Origin of the sequence: Kosakonia sp. CFBP8986 (assembly GCF_034044935.1) — a bacterium.
Taxonomy (GTDB): Bacteria; Pseudomonadota; Gammaproteobacteria; order Enterobacterales; family Enterobacteriaceae; genus Kosakonia; species Kosakonia cowanii.
On record NZ_JAXCXB010000001.1, the window covers coordinates 307,914 to 331,448 of the forward strand.

At 55.6% G+C, this 23,535-nt stretch carries 19 protein-coding genes; 5 read left to right on the forward strand and 14 right to left on the reverse strand.

Annotation, left to right across the window (positions count from 1 at the left end; genetic code table 11):
- Position 1 precedes the first annotated feature (1 nt).
- The 9 genes from tssC to SOM48_RS01410 all read right to left on the reverse strand — a co-directional run bounded on the left by tssC (position 2) and on the right by SOM48_RS01410 (position 11,123).
- Positions 2 to 1,504 carry a type VI secretion system contractile sheath large subunit gene (tssC, locus tag SOM48_RS01370; RefSeq protein ID WP_023480123.1) on the reverse strand — a complete coding sequence of 501 codons (1,503 nt, stop codon included), beginning with the start codon at positions 1,502 to 1,504 and terminating at the stop codon, positions 2 to 4.
- Positions 1,505 to 1,507: 3 nt separating this feature from the next.
- A complete protein-coding gene (tssB, locus tag SOM48_RS01375) occupies positions 1,508 to 2,032 on the reverse strand; it encodes a type VI secretion system contractile sheath small subunit (protein ID WP_023480163.1) in 525 nt (174 codons plus the stop codon).
- Positions 2,033 to 2,106: 74 nt separating this feature from the next.
- The gene (gene tssA, locus SOM48_RS01380; protein ID WP_320511277.1) at positions 2,107 to 3,123 is read right to left on the reverse strand and encodes a type VI secretion system protein TssA; all 1,017 of its coding nucleotides are present in this window, start codon (positions 3,121 to 3,123) and stop codon (positions 2,107 to 2,109) included.
- Between the two features lie 11 nt (positions 3,124 to 3,134).
- On the reverse strand, positions 3,135 to 3,845 hold the full coding sequence (gene tagF / locus SOM48_RS01385) for a type VI secretion system-associated protein TagF (protein ID WP_023480097.1): 711 nt from the start codon (positions 3,843 to 3,845) through the stop codon (positions 3,135 to 3,137).
- Positions 3,846 to 3,863: 18 nt separating this feature from the next.
- The gene (gene tssM / locus SOM48_RS01390) at positions 3,864 to 7,475 is read right to left on the reverse strand and encodes a type VI secretion system membrane subunit TssM (protein WP_320511278.1); all 3,612 of its coding nucleotides are present in this window, start codon (positions 7,473 to 7,475) and stop codon (positions 3,864 to 3,866) included.
- 3 nt (positions 7,476 to 7,478) lie between these two features.
- Positions 7,479 to 8,717 carry a DotU family type VI secretion system protein gene (locus tag SOM48_RS01395; protein WP_076769996.1) on the reverse strand — a complete coding sequence of 413 codons (1,239 nt, stop codon included), beginning with the start codon at positions 8,715 to 8,717 and terminating at the stop codon, positions 7,479 to 7,481.
- Positions 8,718 to 8,734: 17 nt separating this feature from the next.
- Positions 8,735 to 10,078, reverse strand: a complete 1,344-nt coding sequence (gene tssK, locus SOM48_RS01400; RefSeq protein ID WP_042711792.1) for a type VI secretion system baseplate subunit TssK — start codon at positions 10,076 to 10,078, stop codon at positions 8,735 to 8,737.
- 23 nt (positions 10,079 to 10,101) lie between these two features.
- Positions 10,102 to 10,608, reverse strand: a complete 507-nt coding sequence (gene tssJ / locus SOM48_RS01405; RefSeq protein WP_023480035.1) for a type VI secretion system lipoprotein TssJ — start codon at positions 10,606 to 10,608, stop codon at positions 10,102 to 10,104.
- 23 nt (positions 10,609 to 10,631) lie between these two features.
- The gene (locus tag SOM48_RS01410) at positions 10,632 to 11,123 is read right to left on the reverse strand and encodes a hypothetical protein (RefSeq protein ID WP_076769997.1); all 492 of its coding nucleotides are present in this window, start codon (positions 11,121 to 11,123) and stop codon (positions 10,632 to 10,634) included.
- Positions 11,124 to 12,093: 970 nt separating this feature from the next.
- Between SOM48_RS01410 and SOM48_RS01415 the strand changes: the two genes are divergently transcribed.
- The gene (locus tag SOM48_RS01415; RefSeq protein WP_320511279.1) at positions 12,094 to 13,797 is read left to right on the forward strand and encodes an alpha,alpha-trehalase; all 1,704 of its coding nucleotides are present in this window, start codon (positions 12,094 to 12,096) and stop codon (positions 13,795 to 13,797) included.
- A gap of 51 nt (positions 13,798 to 13,848) precedes the next feature.
- Here the strand turns inward: SOM48_RS01415 and SOM48_RS01420 are convergent, their stop codons facing one another.
- Entirely contained in the window at positions 13,849 to 14,100 is a 252-nt protein-coding gene (locus tag SOM48_RS01420; RefSeq protein WP_023480073.1) for a GlsB/YeaQ/YmgE family stress response membrane protein, read from the reverse strand.
- 209 nt (positions 14,101 to 14,309) lie between these two features.
- On the opposite strand from SOM48_RS01420, the gene ycgR reads away from it, so the two are divergent.
- A complete protein-coding gene (gene ycgR, locus SOM48_RS01425; RefSeq protein ID WP_023480096.1) occupies positions 14,310 to 15,041 on the forward strand; it encodes a flagellar brake protein YcgR in 732 nt (243 codons plus the stop codon).
- Here the strand turns inward: ycgR and emtA are convergent, their stop codons facing one another.
- Positions 15,042 to 15,656, reverse strand: coding sequence for a membrane-bound lytic murein transglycosylase EmtA (emtA, locus tag SOM48_RS01430; protein WP_128482762.1), 615 nt, complete (start codon positions 15,654 to 15,656; stop codon positions 15,042 to 15,044).
- A 101-nt stretch (positions 15,657 to 15,757) separates the two neighbouring features.
- On the opposite strand from emtA, the gene ldcA reads away from it, so the two are divergent.
- Positions 15,758 to 16,669: a muramoyltetrapeptide carboxypeptidase gene (gene ldcA / locus SOM48_RS01435; RefSeq protein WP_128482761.1), complete on the forward strand. Its 912-nt coding sequence runs from the start codon at positions 15,758 to 15,760 to the stop codon at positions 16,667 to 16,669.
- Positions 16,670 to 16,782: 113 nt separating this feature from the next.
- A complete protein-coding gene (locus SOM48_RS01440; protein WP_139568577.1) occupies positions 16,783 to 18,516 on the forward strand; it encodes a potassium/proton antiporter in 1,734 nt (577 codons plus the stop codon).
- Positions 18,517 to 18,531: 15 nt separating this feature from the next.
- Here the strand turns inward: SOM48_RS01440 and dadX are convergent, their stop codons facing one another.
- Entirely contained in the window at positions 18,532 to 19,602 is a 1,071-nt protein-coding gene (gene dadX / locus SOM48_RS01445; RefSeq protein WP_320511280.1) for a catabolic alanine racemase DadX, read from the reverse strand.
- Between the two features lie 18 nt (positions 19,603 to 19,620).
- The gene (locus tag SOM48_RS01450; RefSeq protein WP_320511281.1) at positions 19,621 to 20,919 is read right to left on the reverse strand and encodes a D-amino acid dehydrogenase; all 1,299 of its coding nucleotides are present in this window, start codon (positions 20,917 to 20,919) and stop codon (positions 19,621 to 19,623) included.
- Positions 20,920 to 21,239: 320 nt separating this feature from the next.
- On the opposite strand from SOM48_RS01450, the gene SOM48_RS01455 reads away from it, so the two are divergent.
- Positions 21,240 to 22,772, forward strand: coding sequence for a SpoVR family protein (locus tag SOM48_RS01455; protein ID WP_320511282.1), 1,533 nt, complete (start codon positions 21,240 to 21,242; stop codon positions 22,770 to 22,772).
- 36 nt (positions 22,773 to 22,808) lie between these two features.
- On the opposite strand, the gene fadR is transcribed toward SOM48_RS01455, so the two are convergent.
- Positions 22,809 to 23,528 carry a fatty acid metabolism transcriptional regulator FadR gene (gene fadR, locus SOM48_RS01460; RefSeq protein WP_076770003.1) on the reverse strand — a complete coding sequence of 240 codons (720 nt, stop codon included), beginning with the start codon at positions 23,526 to 23,528 and terminating at the stop codon, positions 22,809 to 22,811.
- Positions 23,529 to 23,535 lie beyond the last annotated feature (7 nt).

Here is a 23,535-nt window from a genome sequence, read left to right on the forward strand (position 1 = left end):
CTTACGCCTCTTTGGTTTTCAGCGACGGCAGTTTTGAAACCAGACGCAGAGAAACGGTCAGACCTTCCAGCTGGTAGTGCGGACGCAGGAAGAACTTCGCTGCGTAGTAGCCTGGGTTGTCTTCGATCTCTTGCACCTGCACTTCTGCAGCAGCCAGCGGTTTACGCGCTTTGGTCTCCTGCGAGGAGTTTGCCGGGTCACCGTCGACGTAGTTCATCACCCAGTCGTTCAGCCAGCGCTCCATCTCATCACGCTCGCGGAAGGAGCCGATTTTGTCACGCACGATGCACTTCAGATAGTGCGCGAAACGGCAGCAGGCGAAGAGATACGGCAGACGGGAAGCCAGACGCGCGTTGGCGGTGGCATCAGCGTCGTGGTACTCCATCGGTTTTTGCAGCGACTGCGCGCCAATAAAGGCAGCAAAGTCGGAGTTTTTGCGATGGATCAGCGGCATAAAGCCGTTTTTCGCCAGTTCTGCTTCACGCCGATCGCTAATGGCGATCTCGGTCGGACACTTCATGTCCACGCCGCCGTCATCGCTCGGGAAGGTGTGGCAAGGCAGGTTTTCTACCGCACCGCCAGACTCAACGCCGCGGATAGAGGTGCACCAGCCATACTCTTTGAAGGAGCGGTTGATGTTGGTCGCCATTGCGTAAGCGGCATTCGACCAGGTGTAGTTGTTGTGGTTCGCGCCATCGGTCTCTTCTTCAAAATCGAAGCTGTCGACCGGGTTGGTACGAATACCGTACGGCAGACGCGCGAGGAAGCGCGGCATAACCAGGCCCAGGTAACGCGCATCTTCAGATTCACGCAGCGAACGCCATGCGGCGTACTCGGTGTTCTGGAAGATCTTCGTCAAATCGCGCGGGTTCGCCAGTTCCTGCCAGGACTCCATCTGCATCACGCTTGGTGCAGTACCGGTGATGAACGGGCAGTGTGAGGCCGCGCCAATGCGCGCCATTTCACCCAGCAGTTCGACATCCTGCGGGCTGTGGTCGAAGTAGTAGTCACCCACCAGGCAGCCGAACGGTTCGCCACCGAACTGGCCATACTCTTCTTCATAGATCTTTTTGAACAGCGGGCTCTGATCCCAGCCGACGCCTTTATAGCGTTTCAGGTTGCGACCCAGCTCCTGCTTGGAGATGCTCATAAAGCGGATCTTCAGCATCTCATCGGTTTCAGTGTTATTCACCAGGTGGCTCAGACCGCGCCAGGCGCTCTCCAGCTTCTGGAAATCTTCGTGGTGAATAATCTGATTGATCTGCTGTGACAGCTTCTCATCGATACCGGCAATCAGATTCTGGATGGTGCGATAGGTGTCGGATGAGAACGTAACGGTGTTTTCCAGCGCCTGCTGCGCCAGCGTTTTCACCGCGCTTTCAACCGCCGAGCGCGCCTGATCGGTTTTTGGACGAAACTCTTTATTGAGCAGAGAGCTGAACTCGTCCTGGCTAAAGGACTGGGCACCCTGCTGCAGTTCTTGTTGTTGAGAAGGATTGCTCATCAATTATTCCTCTTTACCTTGCGCACTCTCGTCACTGTTCGGCATCTGGCTGAGTGATTTCAGCAGGGTCGGATCCTGCAGCACTTTTGCAATCAGCTCTTCAGCGCCGTTTTTACCGTCCATATAGGTCAGCAGGTTAGAGAGCTGGGTACGCGCTTCCAGCAGCTTGTTCAACGGTTCGACTTTGCGGGCAACGGCGTCCGGCAGGAAGTCATCCATGCTTTCAAAGGTTAAATCCACGTTCAGACGGCCATCACCGGTCAGGGTGTTGTCTACGTTAAACGCGACGCGCGGTTTCAGCGCTTTCATGCGTTCATCGAAGTTGTCCACGTCGATCTCGAGGAATTTACGCTCTTCAATAGAAGGTAAGTTCTCCACCGGTTTCCCTACCAGATCCGCCATTACGCCCATCACAAACGGAAGCTGGATTTTGCGCTCCGCGCCGTAAACTTCCACGTCGTACTCGATCTGTACGCGCGGCGCACGGTTGCGGGCGATAAATTTCTGACCACTGTTACTCATTGCCATGATGTTCTCCATCGAATATACGCGGTGAAGGTTTGATGACAGGCAACACGCCTGCCGTCATAACGCGGTTTGCGTCACTCCTGACGCCCAAAAATATTTTGTAGCTGATTGACGCCGTCCGGCGCCAGATCGCGAATGATCTCCATAAAATCCAGCTCGATTAATCGCTGCACGCGGTCGATCATCAGCGGTGCGGGGTGGCTCGGCTCATGCTGAGCAAAGTACTGTTTTACCTTCTCCAGCATTAACTGTGCATCCGCACGCGTGGCGACCTGCGCGGTACGCCAGTCGGTCATCGCCGGTAGCGGAACGGCAGTCGCAGGTTGCGCAGCGCTCTGCGTTGGTTGCGGCTCAGATGTTGTCTCTACAGGTTCATCAGAGCGGGAAGCGCGGCTAACACCGGCAATCATACCCACGGTCTTGAGTAACTGTTCCATTTCCGGCACCCCGCTTTCGCCCAGTTGTTCCAGCAGCCATGTACGGATGGTTTGCAGACGCCCTTCGATTTGCCCAATAGCTTCAATGCCGGGCTGACCGCCACGCGTCAACTCATCAATCAGGCGCACCCGTCCACCGGGATAGCCTGCACACTCTGTTTTGCTGCCGTCGAGCAGCGACTGCGCATCACGCACGATAATCTCATCGCCGTTACTGCGCAGTAATACGGACTGGCGAAGCGTGGTGGTTAGCGATGATTTATCGCTTAATCCGGCCAGTGCGTTAATACGGTAGAAGGGATCAAACTCGCCGCCGTCAGTCAGCGATGGCCAGAGCTGGTCCCAGTACAGGGAGAGGGCCTGACCCAGCAACAGCAAACCATCCGCATACCCTTCAAGGCCGCGGCGGCGTGTCCAGGCGTGGGTCAACGCCATCATCACGCGGATATCTTTGGTGCGTGACAGCAAGCCGGTGGCCAGTTTTTCTACGCGCGTCCAGTCAGCCGGTTCAGCCGGAATAATGGTGCTGCCAAACTGCTGCTCGGCTTTGCCAAGGCTCGCCTGCTCCATCGCCTGAAAATCGGCGTCGTACTCAAGGTTTTCACCGCACGGCTGCTCCGTAGTAACCGGAGCCAGTAACGTTTCAATAGTCATCCGCAACCTGCTTATTCATCAAACATCGGTGGGTAAAGACCGTGACGACCGGGTCTTGCGCCGCCTGCCGGTTCAAACAGTAGCGTAAAAAGTTGACCGGTAAAGTTGCCGCTGTGCACATGCGTGTAGAGCGGATACCCATCGCTACGGTTGGTCCACCAGAAACTAATCTGACGCTGCGGATCAAAGCACTCGGCGGCCTGCTGCCAACCGATCGATGATTCGCCATCGCCTTCATAACCAATCACATCGAGAATTTCAGAGCGCGCTTCCGGCTCTGCCAGCTGCACCGGCGGGATAGCAAGCAGCGCCTGATCGAGCTGCTCCGGCGAATAGCCGTTGCGTACGGCGTGGAGCATGGTGCGACCCAGTTGCTGATACCAGTCACCCGCTTGTGCCAGGTGACGCGGCGACCACTCCAGCGGGTTGATCGCCATCAGCGCACAGAGCGGATACTGGCGGCCAACGCTATCGCGTCCGGGAAGCAGGCAGCCCATCTGAACCTGCTGTCCGCCCAGCATCGGCGGCACAACGAAGTTCCAGATTGGCGCATTGCTGAACTGCCGCTCACCGCCGCGCTGCTCCTCTTTTTGCCAGTTCATCAATCCCACCTGGAACCAGTGGGACCATTGACGCTGCAGAGCGTCTGGAAAGCGGCGCTGGAGAAAATCACCCGCACTGGGCAATTTCCCATACCAGCTAATTGCAGAAGTCGTAGTCATTAGGCGTTCCTTTGCGGATCAAGGACATGCGAATCGTGGAAGCTGGAACGGATTGCGGATACTGTTAGGCGCAAACTCCAGCGTGACCTGATGCCCGTCAACCGTGAATGTCGCCTGGCGGCTCAGGCTGCTGCTGCCAGGGCTCACGCGCGCTTTATCAAAAAAGCGGTTCAGCGCCCAGGCGCCGTTGGTCACCAGTGTTGCCGTTGTACCATTGGCCAGACCCAACTGCATGCGCACCTGGTTGGTGCCGCCTGTGCCCGGCCAGCTAACAATTTGTACTGCCTGCGGCCCGTGGCTGTAGCGCAGGATCTGTCCGTCCACATCCAGCGTCATATTGAGGATAGTGTTATCCATCCGCACTGTACGCACCGTGGTACGAAAAGAGGGTGTTGCACTGCCATTGGCAAAGAAGGCATCGCGAATCGACTGTGCCTGCTGGAACGGGACCAGCACCCCTTCGCTTCCCGGCAGCGTTTTACCATCGATGCCCGGCATAAAGCGCCATGTGGCCTGCGTGGTATCAACTTTATTGGTCAGGTTATCGCGAAAGAATACATCCATCAGACCGGTGCCAGGGGCAAACATACGCGCCAGATCGTCCGGCGTCACTTCAGCGCTGGCAGAACGCACCAGCGGGTAACGCCCGGCGATTGCCTGGCGACAGAAGCTGCCCACTTCAACGCTGATGCGTTTACGTACATTCTCCATATCACGACGTTGCGTATCGCTGCTCGCGCCGACCGCCATATTACTGAACATGGTTTGCAGACCGCCCGGCAAGCGCCCTGCGCTGGCCTGCAGGCGGCTGATTGCTTCACCACCCGGTGCTGGCATACCGCTGTTTGCGGCATCCTGCACCGCCGTCAGATAGCGATAGAGTTCATCAACCTGCTTGAGGAAATCATCAAAGACGATAGTTTTACCGCCCTTCTCCAGCGGCTGTGCCAGTTCGATGATCGGCGCAAAGTGCTCGGTCACGCGCTGTTCAGGCGTCTGGTTAGCGGCTGCGTTTCCCGCAGCGTTGTTTTCATGATTGCTGAAGAGCGACTCCAGCATCTGTGTGCCGCGATTGCTGCTTTCAGGCGTTTTCTCTTTATCCCCCGCAGCAGGCTCGTCGCGCACCAGCGTCAATTGCTGGCTGAGGTTAACCACCAGGCGGCGCAGCGGTGAGTTGTTGCTGGAGAGAACGCGCGCGGTGTTGATGCGCTGATTGAGATCGGCGCTGTTATTCAACTGAATATCGCTTAAGAAGCTGTCCCAGATGGTAATGAAGTCGCGAGCGTAGAGCTGGCGCACTGCATTATCCGTCTGCTGTTTGTCCTCAGGCTGCGTGGTTGAACCTAATACCCATGCGTCATCTTCATGCAGTGAGGCGGTCACCGGCGCAATCTGCGCATTGAAACTGTTCCAGTAACCGTCCGGCGTGTAGAGCCCCGGAATGCCATCGTTCACCGGCTTGCCGCTTTTACGCGAGAACACCAGTTCACTCTGCGGACCACCCAGCGTAGCCAGCGACACCGGCTTGAGGTTTTCATCACGCTCCAGCAGGCGTTTAAGGCGTCCATAGACACGCGTTGAGAGTGGCTGCTGGTTAATCAACGCCTGCTCGCGGCTGATGAGTGCGTCATCTTTTGCATAGGGTGAAGCGACAATCTGCTGCTCCAGCAACTGCGTCAGGTGCCACTCAAGCTGGCGGATCTGCGCTTTGGTCACGTTCTGCGGCAGGTTGCGCTCCAGATTGAGCATCACCCATGAGTGCAGGAATTTGCCATCGTAATGTTTCGGCTGGTAGAGCATCTGATACGCTTTCAGCGCTTCATAGCTGTACTCGACGTCACTGCCGTTGTCGTTACGCAGCCAGGTGGTGACGCGCATTGCTACTTCCGGCAGCAGCATCTGCTCCAGCGCTTTTCGGTAGAGCGCCTGCGAGGCATCCGACACATCGTTACCGCGATAGAGCCCCATCCGGCGGGTGATCGGCGGATGATTGATGTCGAACTCTTCACTCTGTGGCAGTTCGGCAAGGCCATTTAGCAGGGGCAGTAAGGCAAACAGATCCCCCTGCTGGCGGTTACGCAGCGCTTTAATCTCCTGATCGAGCGCCGGCACTTTCGCCTGGACTTCATCAAGGTAATCTTTGTTGTTGCCGTAGCTGGTGAACCAGAGCGCGCTGAGGATAACCAGCAAAGCCAGCAGTGCGGCATAACCAGACCAGATCACTGCACGGCTGCGCAGCTCCCACCAGCGGTTCTGCCCGGCGATCCCCGCCTCCTGGAAGATAACGTTTTGCAGCAGGTTCTTGATAAAGAAGCTCTGCCCTTTACCACCTGGCACCGGCTCATCTTTGCTGACGGAATCCCAGTTGTCGCCCGACTTGCCCTGAGGCAGAGAGAGCGAACGATTAAGCTCACCCATCACCCGATCGAATGGCAGACCTTCCTGCGTGCCGCTGGCGAAATAGATACCGCGCGGCGAGAACTCGGTCTCAAAGTTGGAGCGGGCAAAAATCGTATCCAGATAGTCAGACAGCAGCGGACGCAGCGCGGCAAACTCTTGCGGGAAGAGGAAACACTCGGCGCGCGCCTGCGGATCGCTTTCACGTAGCATCGTATCCGGCAGGCCCGCGTCCAGACGCTGTTGCAGCAGGGCAAACTCCTGAATGAAACTGCCCTGCATATCGAAATCGGCGAGCTTCGCTTTTTCCCACGGGAAGGTGAAGCCCCAAATCTGGTCGCGCTGCGCTTTATCAAAGCCAGAGAAATAGGCGCGGAACCCCTTAAGCAGGTCAGCTTTGGTTACCAGCACATAGACCGGGAAACGAATCCCCAGTTGCTCATGCAGTTCGGTAAGACGTTTACGCAGATTGAGCGCCTGCTCGCGCGAAGCTTCAGCAGACTGGGTCAGCAGGTCAGCGATACTTATGGTAATAATCACGCCGTTAATCGGCTGGCGACGGCGGTATTTCTGCAGCAGGCCGAGGAATTTATTCCACTCGCTGGCATCCTGAATCTGCTCGCTCTCCTGCGTGGTATAGCGTCCGGCGGTATCCAGCAGAACGGCTTCATTGGTGAACCACCAGTCGCAGTTGCGCGTGCCGCCAATACCGCGCAGTGCGGTTTTACCGAAGCGATCGGCGAGCGGGAATTGCAGGCCGGAGTTTACCAGCGCGGTGGTTTTACCAGAGCCTGGCGCGCCGATAATCACATACCACGGCAGCTGATAGAGGTACTGGGTGCTGAAGCGCTGGGTCCACAGTCCACGCTGGCCCGGCTGGTTAAAGTGCGCTTTTTTCAGTACCTGTGCCGCCTCTTCGAAACGGTCATTCAGCACCTGATCGTCGCTGGTCAGACGTTGACGCTCAGAGGGATCTTTCGCCTCTTCGCTTTTGAGGTTGTCCATCAGCTTGCGGTTGAGCCACGCATTATAGAGACGCGGCACAATGTGGCTGTGAACCCAAATCAGGTACATCACCGCAATGGCGATCATGCGGTTTTGCTCGGACTCCAGCGGTCGGGAGTCGACGACCGACAGCAGCGGCCCGATCATCCAGATAACCGCAGCCAGCCCGGTAACGCCAAGGAAACCCCACAAAATGCGGTTAGTCAGCAACGAAAGCAACATGTTCATCCATTAGTTTCCTTGCGGCAGTCCGTTCAGCTCGGCAGCCGTATTTTCCGGCGACACAAGCAAGGTAATTTCGACACGGCGGTTACGCGCGCGGTTTTCGGCCGAGTTGTTCGGCGCGATGGGATCCATCTCCCCTCGCCCTTCGGCTTTCACGCGCTCCGGCTGCGAAAGGTGTTTTTGCAGCAGCGACTGCACAGAGCGCGCGCGCTCCAGCGACAGTTCATAGTTGGAGGCGAAACGGGCGCTGCGAATCGGCACGTTATCACTGAAGCCGACCACCAGGATCTTACCGCTGACATTGTTCATTGCCTGCGCAACGCGGTCGATGACCGGCTCGTAGCTATCGCGCGCAACCGTGGAGGCAGAGGCAAACAGCCCGTCACCCTTCAGGGTCACGACGCTGCGATCGGCCTCATCACGTACCGCCACCAGTCCTGCCTTGATTTCAGGACGCAGGAACTCGCGCAGGTTGAGCACCGGCTGCACGTGCTGCACTGGCTGTTGAACGGAGACTTCCGGCAGCTGCGTCTGGTAGATCTTCGCCAGCACCGGATTGGTGTTGTCGCCCAGCCGCCAGTTGAGGACGATATAGAAGAGGCAGGCGAGGAAACCCGCCAGCCCGGCACACGCCCACAAAGGGATCACCGGACGCCACAATTTGCGCATCACCGGCTGATCTTCCGGATGCGGCGAGAGCGGCGGTGGGTAGTTGCCACGTACGCCGCGGATCATCTGCCATAAACGCTGCTTGATGGTTTCAAGCTGCGTGCGGCCGTTGTCCATCACGCGGTAGCGCCCTTCAAAACCCAGCAGCAGGCAGAAGTTTATCAACTCCAGCAGCGCGATATGCTCGCGCGGGTTTTGCGACAGACGCGCCAGCAGCTGGAAGAACTTCTCCCCGCCCCAGGTTTCGTTGTGAAACGTCACCAGCAGGCCGCTGCCGGACCACACGCCGCGGCTGCCCCACGGTGTGAGCGCGGCGGCTTCATCCAGCGCGGTGCAAAGACAGTAGCGTGCGCCCACGATGACTTCGTACGCCAGGCCGGATTGCTGGCAGCGTACTTCAAAACGGCGAATTTCATCTATCAGGTGCTGACGTAGCCCGCTCTGATCGTCATGAGAGACCGAATAGCGGATCTGCGGTATCGCATTGAGCAGCGGATTTGCGGCCGCCACCAACGGATTGTTACCACTTGCTCCTGCCAGGACGGCATCGCTGCCGGAGGCGTGTTGTTGCTGCATAGTGTGCGCTCGCTGTGTTATTCCGTCGGGCTACGGATGGCCCAAAATTCCATATCAAGACCGGGGAATTCGCCCGCCAGATGCAGTGCGAAAGCGCCCGATTTTTCCATTTCGTTCCAGAGCTCGCCGCCCTTTTCCAGTTCAAAATAGTTATAACCGGCGTGCCATGGAATTTGCGGCGGTGCAACAGGCATGCTGCGTAGCTTCATGCCAGGCAGCTGAAGCTGCACCAGATCGCGGATTTTGGTCACCGGCGCAACTTTCATCTGCGCCGGGAAGTGGGTTTGCAGAATTTCGCCCGGCACGCTGGCTTTCACCGCCAGCACAAAACCAAACTCGCGCGCCATCGTGGTAGTAGGCAGCGTGGCGATGTTCAGTCCATGAGTACGCTCGGTGAGCGGCAACTGGATGGCATGCTCTTCCATTACCAGCGACAACCCCTGGCGCAGCATCAGCTGCAGTTTACTGAAGCAGCCAGCGAGATCGTCATGGTCATAAATGGGGAGCGTCTCTTCCGGTGAACGCGCCGCGGTCCATGTGGTGAGCTCGGTGGCAAACGCCAGCCAGCTGCGCCATAACTCTTCCGGGTGGATCATCGGCAGCGATTTCAGGTGCGACATCTGCCCGACGTGATGGTTAATCAGTGCCAGAAGCGAGAACTCCACCATTTCAGAGGTGTTGAAACGCCCAGGCTGGCGCAGACGTTGACCAATCTGCTGGCTGCGCTGCATCAGCAGGCTCTGCAGATCGTTCATCACGGCGTAAAGTGAGGGGTTGTTGACCGCGTTTAACATCGGCGGAATATAGCGATTATCGATGCGAACCTGGTTGTCGTTGCGCTTTTCAAGCACATGCGCCACACCAATTGCCGTCCACTCTGCGCTGAGATCCTTCTCCAGCATCAGTTTCAGGCGCAGGCGCCCAAACTGCACCGCAGCGGGACCAACGGACATCGCGTTATCATCATCGACTTCGCTCTCCCAGGTGATGTAGCGCGCCAGCGAATCTTTCTCTTCGCTGAAAATCACTTCATCACGACCGCCGCGACGGGCTGGCAGCGCCAGCACGACACGTTCGTTAGTGAGATTATCCGGGATCACCAGCGGGGTTGGCGCCTGGCGAGCATCGTTGAAAGAGAAGAAGGTGCCGTCTGGCAATAAGCCGCTGGCGTAACTGACGGCAATGCATCCCTGGCGAAGCATCGCGTCGTCGAGTTCGATATCAAGGTAGCCCCAAAGATAGGGGCGCTGCAGTGTTCCCCACTCGCGAATATGGTGCTGAAGATAGCTTTCCGCGCGTTGAAAATGGTGAGGACGCAGAAACATACCTTCGGTCCAGACGACCTTTTCTGCTTTATTCATACTGTATTCCTGTCAGGATGGCGCTATTTGGAAATCACGCGTATTCCGTTAACGTCGAGAAAGATGTTGGCTTCCAGCGCATCTTCTGACGATTTCCAGAACTCATAGAAGTGAGACTCCCCCTGTACCGGAAGCGGCAGGGAGATTCGCCATTTTTTGCCGTCCAGCGCCTGATACTCCGCCATCACGCCGATGTAGCGCGCTTCAGGCGAACTGTTGCCAGTCAGCGTTTTTGACAGCTGACCGGGCATCAGGAAGAACTCATCACTGTTCAGCAAATTGCCGCCCAGTGCGCTATCGGCGTTGTTTTGCAGCGACCAGAAATCGGCGGACATAAATGTCGCGTCCGATTTCAACAGCAACACCCTGACTTTAAGGGGAGCGGACTCATTGATTTGCGGATGAGCCCTGAACTGAAGGTTATAGCTGGTAGGTACGCTGTGTGAAGACGATCCACAACCGCTGGCCAGGGTGGCCAGCACAAAGAAAAACACCAGGCTAATCTGGCGTACAACCGAATTATTATTCATAGCAGGTACTCATCACGGCTGGATTAATCGATGATCCAGGTCCCGGATTTAACGTTTTTGCAAGCTTTACCGCTGCCGTCGACCGTTACGCAGTTCGCTTTTTTACGCTGAACTTTGCGGCGATCGTTACGCAGCGTTTTTTCGTACAGATCGCTTTTAACGACCGCACGCATCGGCACGTAGCCAATCAGCTCTTCCTGACCTTCATCGGCCAGCGCCATCCAGAAGTGTTCAACCTGACCAAGCACAACGTAGGTTTTGCCTGCTTCGAGCTGGCGAATGACTTTGCCGCCGAAATCAGGTTTGCTCATTACAGAGGCCGGATAGAGTGCGCGGTAGTCTTGTTTAACCGGTTCGAACTCCTTCGGCGGCAGTACGGCATAACGGTGGGTCAGGGTTACGCCATTCACTTCACTGGTAACAATTGTGTCGTCGGTAGGTGCGGGTTTCTGATGTTTTACACAGCCAGAGACGCCAAATACAAAAAGAAGTGCCAATACGATTCGCATGTTCATAGGGTTTTGTTCCATTGCAAATATATTACTGTGTTGACGTGCATCGTTATGGATAGGGGAAATGAAATCGTTATGAATGACTCAGTTCCTTGTCCGTTAAACGACCTGATAATGAATTAAGGGCATAGCTACCGCACGAGCCTGTCCGCGAGGACCGCCGCAACAATATTACTTTTCATTGACTATCGTGACATGATTTTACAGATCGGATAATTCAATTCAATATCATTGCCGAGCCGTTGAAAAACTATTACTTAATTCTTTTGCAAATTAGGATAAATCTCAAGAAATAATTTCACTTAAGCAGAAAAACGGCAAAATTTTGTTCTGAGATGAATCACTCGCCGCCAATTATAATCCTAAAGTGATGAATAATAATAAAAATTTTATATGCTTAATCCGGTAGTATACAGACCAAAATATGAGATAGGACAATTCCTAAAAGTCAAAAAGAGCGAAGCAATACTACAATATTTGGTAGCTCATATTCCACATTGTCTGGCTAACCTTTGCGCTAAGAATGTTTATTTGGGACTTTTCTTCGCCGCAGCCTCTTTTTTTGCGAAATATATCGACTTTTACTCTTCGTATTCTGCAAAAAAGATAGTTACAGGCAAAACTATTACCGCAGTAAATCGCTTTTACAAGGTACCCACTGCACTTTATTTCATTCAGTGTGACTAAACTCTAATAAAGCACCCTTAACCGAATCCATTCAGCAAAAGGTCGCTGTTTAAAAATAAAGCAATCCGATGTGCGTTCTCTTAGATATCAGCCTTCCCTTCTGTACAGACGGATCTCGTCGCCACTGCCGTACGCTTCGAGCAGCCGAATCGCTCAGAGGCGAGAGGTAATTTCTCCGTATTGACACAAATTGCCGAGCACAGCACACGAATTGTCTGAGATTCGTCTATGGTTTTGGTCAAGGTTGAATGCAGCGGCCCGCTGCTTGCTCGCTAAGGAGACGTCAATGATAAAACCTGTTTTGCGCCAGCCGCGCACCCTCTTTCTGGTCATGCAACTTGCATTGGGTGGAACATTACTTGCCGCAAATGCCCCAACATTCGCTGCTGAAGCGCAAAACCCGCCGCAAACTCCCGACATTCTTCTCGGTCCGTTATTCAGTGATGTGCAAAGCGCCAAACTCTTTCCCGATCAAAAAACCTTTGCCGACGCAGTGCCCAAGAGTGATCCACTGATGATCCTTGCGGATTACCGCATGCAACGGAACCAGAGCAGCTTCGATCTGCGCCATTTCGTCGAGGTGAACTTCACGCTACCGGAAAAAGGTAAGCCCTACGTGCCGCCTGCCGGGCAAAACCTGCGTGAACATATCGACGGCTTATGGCCAGAACTGACGCGCACCACGGATAGCGCGGGCAAGTGGGACTCACTCTTACCGCTGCCTAAACCCTATGTCGTGCCCGGCGGGCGTTTTCGCGAAGTCTATTACTGGGACAGCTACTTCACCATGCTCGGCCTTGCCGAAAGCGGCCACTGGGACAAAATCGAAGATATGGTCGCCAACTTCGGCTATGAAATTGATACCTGGGGACATATTCCGAATGGTAACCGCAGCTACTACCTCAGCCGTTCTCAACCACCCTTCTTCTCATTGATGGTGGAGTTACTGGCGACACATGACGGTGATGAGGTGCTGAAAACCTGGCTGCCGCAAATGGAAAAAGAGTATCAGTACTGGATGGAGGGCGCTGATGCGCTGCAGCCGGGCGAAGCGAATAAGCGCGTGGTGAAGTTAAGCGATGGCAGCATTCTCAACCGCTACTGGGATGATTCCTCCACGCCGCGCCCGGAGTCGTGGCTGGCAGATGTTACCACAGCCAAAAACAATCCGAACCGCCCGGCGACAGAGATCTACCGTGATCTTCGCGCCGCTGCGGCTTCCGGCTGGGACTTTAGCTCCCGCTGGATGGACGATCCTGAGCAGCTTGGCACTATTCGCACCACCAGCATTGTGCCGGTCGACCTCAATGCCCTGATGTTTAAGATGGAGAAGATGCTCTCCCGCGCTTATCAGGTCTCTGGCGATAGCGCTAAAGCGAGCCAGTACGACGCGCTGGCTACCGCCCGGCAAAAAGCCATCGAAACCAATCTGTGGAACACAAAAGAGGGCTGGTACGCCGATTACGATCTGAAAACCAAAAAGGTACGTAATCAGCTGACAGCCGCAGCGCTCTATCCGCTGTTTGTTAACGCGGCGGCAAAAGATCGCGCCGACAAAGTGGCAGCGGTGACCGAAGCGCGGCTGTTAAAAGCGGGCGGCATCACCACGACTACTGTTAAAAGCGGTCAACAGTGGGATGCGCCGAACGGTTGGGCACCGCTGCAGTGGGTCGCCGCCGCCGGGTTGCAGAACTACGACCACCAAAAACTGGCGATGAGTGTCAGCTGGCGCTTCCTGACCAATGTTCAGCACACCTACGATCGCGAACAGAAGCTGGTGGAAAAATATGATGTCAGCTCCACCGGCACAGGCGGGGGCGGCGGTGAATATCCGTTGCAGGATGGCTTTGGCTGGAGTAATGGCGTGACGCTAAAAATGCTCGATCTCATCTGTCCAAAAGAAAAACCATGCGACAGCGTACCGCAGAAACAGCCTGCGGAAGAGGCCAAGCCTGCCGCTGAGCCGACGGCACAGAAAGTAGCGCAGTAGCGTATAAAAAAAGGCCGCATAAATATGCGGCCTTTTTTCAGAGAAGATCCGTTACCGGCGTACAAGGCGGAAGACCGCCAGCACCACAATCGCGCCGATCACCGCGACGATAAAACTGTGCATGTCAAAGCCCGTAATGTCGCCGCCATAACCGAACATTGTTGCCAGCCAACCACCGACTACTGCCCCGACAATCCCCAGAACACAGGTCAGAATGAAGCCGCCGCCGTCGCGTCCTGGCATAATGAATTTCGCGATTACGCCCGCAATCAGGCCAAATACGATCCACGCGAGAATACCCATATTCACTTTCTCCTTTCGTTTATGACGTGTAAATGAACACACCACCATGTAGTGCGTTGCGTACAGTATAGATGTCTTGCGCAAAAGCGCTGTCATCTCACAGATTTAATTCATTATTTAATGAAATAATTTCTACCATTTGTATTAAGTTCTGGCATAGATTGCCGATAAACCATCGACGTTGTGTCAGTATCGAGGAGCCATTCGGCGTGAGCAATTACAGTGAGCAGTTCCTGAAACAAAATCCTCTGGCCGTGCTGGGCGTCTTGCGCGACCTGCAAAAAACTCAGGTACCGGTTTGCATCAGCTGGGGTAGCGGCCAATTTATCAGCAAAATCCTCGAGGTTAACCCTGAGGCGCTGGTGATGGATTTTGGTAGCCAGGAGTATGAAAACAGCGCCGTTCAGCGTGCCGGTAAAGTGACTATTACCGCTGAAACCCATGGCGCAAAGGTTGAGTTCACGCTTAATGCGCTCACCACCGGCGATTATCAGGATCTGCCTGCGTTTATCACGCCGCTCCCGGAAACGCTGTGGTTTATTCAACGTCGGGAATATTTCCGTATTAGCGCCCCGCTCCACCCGGCTTACTTCTGCAAGGCGAAGTTACCCGATAAGAGCCAGTTGCGCTTTCGTCTGTTCGACCTCTCGCTCGGCGGCATGGGTGCACTGCTTGATGGCGACTTGCCGGAAAATGTCGAGCCAGGCATGCGCTTCTCGCAGGTTGAACTGGATATGGCATCGTGGGGGCAGTTCTACTTTGATGCGCAGTTGATTGCAGTGGGCGAGCGCAAAGTTGTGGATGGTAAAAATGACACCATCGCCACGCCAAGACTGAGCTTTCGTTTTTTAAATGTCAGCCCGGGCGTCGAGCGCGAACTCCAGCGCATTATCTTTGCGCTGGAGCGCGAAGCACGCGAACGCGCCAGCCGGGTGCGCTAATTACATCGCATCCATCGCTTTTTGTACTTTCCAGATATAACGCGGGGCTTGCGGCGCGGGGTGTTTTTCCGCTACGTGCTGCAAAAAGCCCTTCGGGCTTAACGAGTTAATCTCGTCAATCGCCTCCTGGCGGTCCGAAGAGAAGGTGCGCAGCAGCGCGCCCGCGCCATTCACATAAGAGACCACCAGCGCATACTGCATCACCAGCGGATCTTTGATCCCGGCAAGCGGCCCATGTTCAAGAATGCTCAGGTAGGCCGCGCCCATTGAGATATTGCGCTCCGGGTTTTTCAGCTCACGCGTCGAGGGTTGCCCGCTCCAGCCCATACGACGATAGACTTCGCGCCCCGCCGTTGACGCTTTCAGCTGCATCAAACCTACCGCATTCGATTTACTGACCAGCTCCGGATTGCCGCCTGACTCCACGGCAATCATAGCCGTAATCAGTTCCGGGCTGACGCCCCACGACGCGCCGGCTTTTTCGGTGATTGGCATCCACTGCATCGCGCGTTTGACCGGCACTTCCGGGTTCCAGTCGGGGTTACGATAATCCTGTTTTGTCGAGCTACAGCCCGCCAGCAGCACCACTAAAAAGGCAAACCATCTTAATTTCACGCCAGAAAATCCTTATATAAGCTGTACATCACGGCGGATGACAATGACCAGGGTTAGCGGCATGATAACTGTTTGTTTAGAGATGTCAGCAAGGAAATGCCATGTCCACTTTCCATTTAATTGCCCCCTCCGGGTACTGCATCAATCAGCGTGCTGCGGCGCTGGCCGTTGAACGGCTGACCCGCGAGGGCCATCAGGTCAATAACCAACAAGTGATTACGCGGCGTGAGGAACGTTTTGCCGGTAGTGAAGCTGAAAGGCTGGCGGACATCAATGACCTCGCCCGTCTGGCTGGGGAAAATCTGATTGTTATGCCAGTGCGCGGTGGCTACGGCGCAAGCCGGCTGCTGGCCGATATTGACTGGCAGGCTCTGGTCAAACGCCAGCAGCAGCAACCGCTGGTGATTTGTGGTCACAGCGACTTTACTGCGATTCAGTGCGGCCTGCTGGCGGCGGGCGGCACCATCACCTTTAGCGGCCCGATGCTGGCGGGCAACTTTGGTGCTGAACCGCTTAATGCCTTTACGCAGGAGCACTTCTGGCGGGCAATACGCAATAAATCCTTTACCGTTGAGTGGGACGGCGACGGGCCGCAATGCCATGTTGAAGGAAGATTATGGGGCGGAAACCTGGCGATGCTGACCTCGCTTATTGGCACCCCCTGGCTGCCAACAGTGCCCGGCGGCATTCTGGTGGTTGAAGATATCAATGAGCACCCCTACCGCGTTGAGCGCATGCTGTTACAGCTGCTCTATAGTGGAATCCTCGCGCAGCAGCGCGCGCTGATCCTCGGCAGTTTCTCCCATGCGCAACCCAACGATTACGATGCGGGCTACACTTTAGAGAAGATGGTGGCCTGGTTACGTTCACGGGTGGCAATCCCGGTGATCGCCGGGCTGGACTTCGGACACGAAGCGAAAACCGTCACGTTGCCGCTGGGTGCGCACGCCATATTGCAACACGCTGAAAAATCAACGCTGACCCTCACAGGCCATCCCACAATCTCGGCGTAAAAAAAGCCCTTAATGCCCTTATTAAATTGCTTTATCTGCCGTTATTATAATGTGCCGTAATAAATCCCGGTCCGTGCCGGGATCTCACCGAGAAGAGAAGGAGATGCATACCATTGGACGCTGGGGCGATAATTAGTCTGTTTATTCTGGGTTCTGTACTGGTAACCTGCAGTATTTTATTGAGTTCGTTCTCATCCCGCCTTGGTATTCCGATTCTGGTCATTTTTCTGGCGATTGGTATGTTGGCAGGCGTTGACGGCATCGGTGGCATTCCCTTCGACAACTACCCGCTGGCCTATATGGTCAGTAACCTGGCACTGGCGATCATTCTGCTCGACGGCGGTATGCGCACGCGCGCCAGCTCTTTTCGCGTTGCGCTCGGCCCCGCGCTCTCGCTGGCAACTATCGGGGTGCTGATCACTTCAGGTCTGACCGGCATGATGGCGGCCTGGCTCTTCAAGCTCAACATTATGGAAGGCTTCCTGATTGGCGCGATAGTCGGCTCAACCGATGCGGCGGCGGTCTTCTCGCTGCTCGGCGGTAAAGGGCTGAACGAGCGTGTCGGCTCAACGCTTGAGATTGAGTCCGGCAGCAACGATCCGATGGCGGTGTTTCTGACCATCACGCTGATTGAGATGATCCAGAGCCACCACGCCAATATTGATTTCACCTTCTTCCTGCATATTCTGCGCGAATTTGGCCTCGGCATACTGCTTGGTGGCGCGGGCGGCTACCTGCTGCAACAGATGATCAACCGCATTGCCCTACCGCCTGGGCTCTATCCTTTATTAGCGCTGAGCGGCGGGATTCTGATCTTCTCTGTTACCACAGCGCTGCACGGCAGCGGGATCCTGGCCGTCTATTTATGTGGGTTTGTGCTGGGCAATCGCCCGATTCGTAATCGCTTTGGCATCCTGCAAAACTTTGATGGTCTCGCCTGGCTGGCGCAAATTGCGATGTTCCTCGTGCTCGGCCTGTTGGTGACACCGTCTGATTTAATGCCGATTGCACTCTCTGCGCTGATCCTCTCGGCGTGGATGATCTTTATTGCCCGCCCGCTCTCGGTGTTCGCCAGCCTGCTGCCGTTTCGCGGTTTTAACCTGCGCGAGCGCATCTTTATCAGTTGGGTGGGGCTGCGCGGCGCGGTGCCGATTATTCTTGCCACCTTCCCGATGATGGCCGGGCTGGACAACGCCCGCCTCTTCTTTAATGTCGCCTTCTTCGTGGTGTTGATTTCGCTGCTGTTCCAGGGAACGTCTCTGGGCTGGGCGGCAAAAAAAGCGAAAGTGGTGGTACCGCCGGTGGGCTGGCCGGTTTCGCGCGTCGGGCTGGATATTCACCCGGATAATCCCTTCGAGCAGTTCGTCTACCAACTGAGTGCCGATAAGTGGTGCGTTGGCGCGGCGCTGCGCGACCTGCACATGCCGGAAGAGACGCGCATTGCGGCGCTGTTCCGCGATAACAGCCTGCTTCATCCAACCGGCAGCACCCGGTTACGTGAAGGCGATGTGCTCTGCGTGATTGGCCGCGAAAAAGATCTGCCAGCCCTCGGGAAACTCTTCAGTGAGTCGCCGCCGGTGTCGCTGGATCAGCGCTTCTTTGGTGACTTCATCCTTGAAGCGAATGCCAAGTTTGCCGACATAGCGATGATTTATGGTCTTGATGAGGGGCTTGAGCATCGCGATAACCAGCAAACGCTCGGTGAGATTGTGCAACAACTGCTGGGTGCCGCTCCGGTGGTGGGCGATCAGGTTGAGTTTGCCGGCATGATCTGGACAGTGGCAGAGAAGAGCGAGAATTCGGTATCAAAAGTGGGTGTAAAAGTGGTGGAGAGCGAGGCGGAGTAAGCGCCTCGCGAGAAGTTACATTGTCACAACAGGCACGCGCGGCGCCAGGGCGCACATCAATTCATACCCGACCGTATTGGCCGCCGCGGCTACATCATCAATCTTGATCTCCCTGCCCCACAGCTCCACCGGCGCGCCGATACTGGCGTGCGGGCACGGCGTGAGATCGACCGTCAGCATATCCATCGACACCACACCAACCACCGTGGTGCGAATGCCATCCACCAGTACCGGTGTGCCGGTGGGAGCCTGGCGCGGATAGCCATCTGCATAACCACACGCCACCACGCCGATACGCTGCTCCGTCTGCGCACGGTAACGGCAGCCGTAGCCAACGGCGTCGCCGCTCTTCAGCGTCTGTACAGCAATAATCTCACTGCTCAGCGTCATAACCGGGCGAATACCGCTGTTTGCCACATCCTGCCATCTGCCTGATGGCGAGGCACCGTAGAGAATAATGCCGGGGCGAACCCAGTCAAAATGCGCTTCCGGATGCCATAACGTCGCGGCAGAGTTGGCGAGCGATCGCGGTAACGGCAGCCCTTCTGCCGCCTGCTCAATGCGCCGCATCGGTTGCGAAATGCCGTCCGGACGCTCCGCTTCGGCAAAATGCGACATCAGCGTGATATTGCCGACGCTGGCAAAGCTGCTCAGCTGCTGCCAGACGCTGTGCACGCGCTCCGGCAGGAAACCGAGACGGTTCATACCGCTGTTGATTTTGAGGTAGATATCAAGCGGTGCCTGCAGCTTCGCATTTTTCAGCAGATTAAGCTGCCAGTTACTGTGGATCCCACTGGTGAGACGGTACTTGTCATAAAGCGCCAGCTCCTCCGCATCAAAAAAACCCTCCAGCATTAAGAGAGGCCCTTTCCAGCCGCGCTCGCGCAGCAGGATCGCCTCCTCAAGGTTGAGCATCGCAAAGCCATCAGTTTTATTGAGCGCTGACCAGATGCGCTCCAGACCGTGGCCGTAGGCATTAGCCTTCACCACCGACCAGACTTTGGCATCGGGTGCCGCGCGGCGCACTATTTGCAAATTATTGGCTAACGCCTGTAAATCAAGGGTCGCCAGAACCGGACGAGACATGTCTATTCCTTACGCCTGTCAGCTGTGTACGCCATGGAGATGCTGGGCACGCGCAGGCGTGAACCCTGGAAGATAACGCGCCACGCTCAGATCGTCAGCGGCGATAGCCGGTGTGTTGCCGGTCATCAGATCGCTGAGCAACTGCCCGGAGCCGCAGGCCATTGTCCAGCCGAGCGTGCCGTGACCAGTATTGAGCCACAGGTTTTTAAACGGCGTGCGGCCAACCACCGGCGTGCCGTCCGGCGTCATTGGACGTAAGCCGGTCCAGAAGGTGGCCTCCTCAACATGGCCGCCGCGCGGGAAGAGATCGCGCACCACCATCTCCAGCGTTTCGCGCCGCGGTTGTAACAGCTCAGTATTAAATCCAACGATCTCTGCCATGCCGCCGACGCGAATGCGCTGATCGAAGCGGGTAATGGCGATTTTATAGGTCTCATCAAGAATGGTGGAAACCGGGGCGCCATCCTCCTGCGCCACCGGGATGGTCAGCGAGTAGCCCTTGAGTGGGTAAACCGGGATATCGACAATCCCTTTCAGCAGGCCAGTGGACCAGGAGCCGAATGCCATCACGTAAGCATCTGCTTTCACGACCTCTTCGCCACACTTCACGCCGTAGATTTTCTCACCTTCGTAGAGCAGACGATCGACGGGGGTGTTGAAGCGGAACACCACCCCAGCCGCTTCGGCCATCTGCGCCAGCCGTTGCGTGAAGAGCTGGCAATCGCCGGTTTCATCGTTTGGCAGCCGCAGACCGCCGGTCAGCTTGTGCGCGACTTCATCCAGCGCCGGTTCCACTTCGGCCAGGCGCGCCGATTCCAGCAACTGATACGGCACGCCCGCTTCCTGCAACACGGCGATATCACGGGTGGCGTTCTCATACTGTTCGGCGGTGCGGAAGAGTTGCAGCGTCCCGCCCTGGCGGCCTTCATACTGGATCCCGGTGGTTTCCCGCAGCAGTTTCAGACAATCGCGGCTATATTCAGCCAGACGTACCATGCGCCCTTTGTTTTCCATATAGTGCCGGGTGTCGCAGTTGCGCAGCATTTGCCACATCCACTTTAACTGCGAGGAGGAGCCGTCGAGCTTGATAGCGAGCGGCGCATGGCGCTCAAACATCCATTTGATCGCTTTTAGCGGCACGCCGGGCGCAGCCCACGGTGCGGCATAGCCCGGCGAGATCTGCCCGGCGTTGGCGGCGCTGGTCTCCAGTGCAGGCCCCGGCTGGCGATCGATTACGGTGACATCATGTCCGGCCTGGCGTAAATACCAGGCGCTGGTAACGCCAACAACGCCGCTGCCCAATACAACAACTCGCATATCCCTTCTCCCGTGAGTAAAGCACAATCATCTGATTACAAATTGATAACTCAGATGAAAATATTATTCAACATATGGCTTTTTTATGGTGACGTTCCTCACAACATCGCCGCCAGCTAAGGGCTGCGGATATTCAGCATCTCCTGCTGCGCACCCTATCGCCGCAGCATAATATTTTGCCGCTATGGCTTTTTACACGGTGAGCGAGCGGGAATATCGTGAAGATTTGGTGAGGGCTGGCGTACACTTTTAAATCAGTGTTCTATGCTTGAAATGAGACGCTCCATACAGAGAGTGTCGAGAACAATGAGGGCGCGCTAATGGCTACGATTGACTCAATGAATAAGGATTCTATTCGTCTGAGCGATGGACCCGACTGGACATTCGAGCTGCTGGATGATTACCTGGCAGAGATTGACCGGGTGGCGAAACTCTACCGGCTGGATACCTATCCGCATCAAATCGAAGTGATCACCTCAGAACAGATGATGGATGCCTACTCAAGCGTCGGCATGCCTATCAATTATCCCCACTGGTCGTTCGGCAAAAAGTTTATTGAAACCGAACGGCTCTATAAGCATGGTCAGCAAGGCCTGGCCTACGAGATTGTTATTAACTCCAATCCCTGCATCGCTTACCTGATGGAGGAGAACACCATCACTATGCAGGCGCTGGTGATGGCGCATGCCTGTTACGGACATAACTCGTTTTTCAAAAATAACTACCTCTTCCGCAGCTGGACCGATGCCAGTTCGATTGTCGATTACCTGATCTTCGCGCGTAAATACATCACCGATTGCGAAGAGCGCTACGGCGTAGTCGAAGTGGAAAAGCTGCTCGACTCCTGTCACGCACTGATGAATTACGGCGTCGACCGCTATAAGCGTCCGCAGAAAATCTCCTTGCAGGAGGAGAAAGCGCGGCAAAAAAGCCGGGAAGAGTATCTGCAAAGCCAGGTAAATATGTTGTGGCGCACCCTGCCAAAACGCGATGAGGAGGTGGCCGTCGCTCAGGCGCGCCGTTACCCGGCGGAGCCGCAGGAGAACTTGCTCTACTTTATGGAGAAGAATGCGCCGCTGCTGGAGCCGTGGCAGCGTGAGATCCTGCGCATTGTGCGCAAAGTGAGCCAATATTTTTATCCGCAGAAGCAGACGCAGGTGATGAACGAAGGCTGGGCGACGTTCTGGCACTACACCATCCTTAATCATCTGTATGATGAAGGGAAAGTGACCGACCGCTTTATGCTGGAGTTTCTGCACAGCCACACCAATGTGGTGTTCCAGCCGCCTTACAACAGCCCGTGGTACAGCGGCATTAACCCTTACGCCCTCGGCTTTGCCATGTTCCAGGATATCAAGCGCATCTGCCAGTCACCGACGGAAGAGGATCGCTACTGGTTCCCGGATATTGCCGGTTCCGACTGGCTGGAGACGCTCCATTTCGCCATGCGTGATTTTAAAGATGAGAGCTTTATCAGCCAGTTTATGTCGCCGAAGATCATGCGTGATTTCCGCTTCTTCACCGTGCTGGATGACGATCGCAATAACTACCTGGAAATAGCCGCGATCCACAACGAAGAGGGCTACCGCGAGATCCGCGCGAAGCTCTCATCGCAGTACAACCTGAGCAACCTTGAACCGAATATTCAGGTCTGGAACGTCGATCTGCGCGGCGATCGCTCGCTGACGTTGCGCTATATTCCGCACAACCGCGCCCCGCTCGATAAAGGACGTCGCGAAGTGCTGAAACATGTGCATCGCTTATGGGGATTTGACGTTCTGCTGGAGCAGCAAAACGAAGATGGCAGCGTGGAGCTGCTGGAGCGCTGTCCGCCGCGAAGCAACGTGCTGTGACATAAAAAACCCCTCATCATGAGGGGTTTTTTGTCACTAGCGGCTTTGTAGCGCGAGATCGCCAGGCATGGTTTTCTGCATCTTGTGCCAGATCTCCCCGCTGTCATGACCGTAGCGACGAACCAGTTCATAAACCTTGTCGTGCTCGGCATGCTCGCAGATCTCTGCCAGCCGATGATAAAAACCGAGCGCGAGGCTACGTGCCTCCGGGCTGGAGAAGTAGTGGCGACCAATGCGGGTATAAAGCCCTTTCATGCCGTTCAGGATCAGACCATAGATCGGGTTGCCGGAAGCAAACGCCAGCCCGCGAAAAATGTTGTAATCCAAATTAGCAAACGCATCGGCGTGATCTTCGACTTCACGCGCGGTGGCGAGCACCTTTAACGCATCTTCAGGATGCTGGCGAAACGCAGTGCGAATGAAAATCGTGGAAATGTTGGTACGCACGGACAGCAAGTTATCGATCAACTGCGGTACGCTTTCGTGATCCAGACGTGCCAGCGTTTCCAAAATATTCAGACCGGAGGTTTCCCAGAAATTGTTCACTTTTGTCGGTTTGCCATGCTGGATAGTGAGCCAGCCATCCCGGGCAAGTCGCTGCAGCACTTCACGCAGTGTGGTACGAGTGACGCCAATCAGTTCAGAGAGCTCGCGTTCAGCAGGAAGAATCGACCCCGGAGGAAAGCGACTATTCCAGATACTTTCGATGATGTACTCTTCCGCGAAACCCGCCGGGCTCTGCGCCTTAATGACCATATAAGAT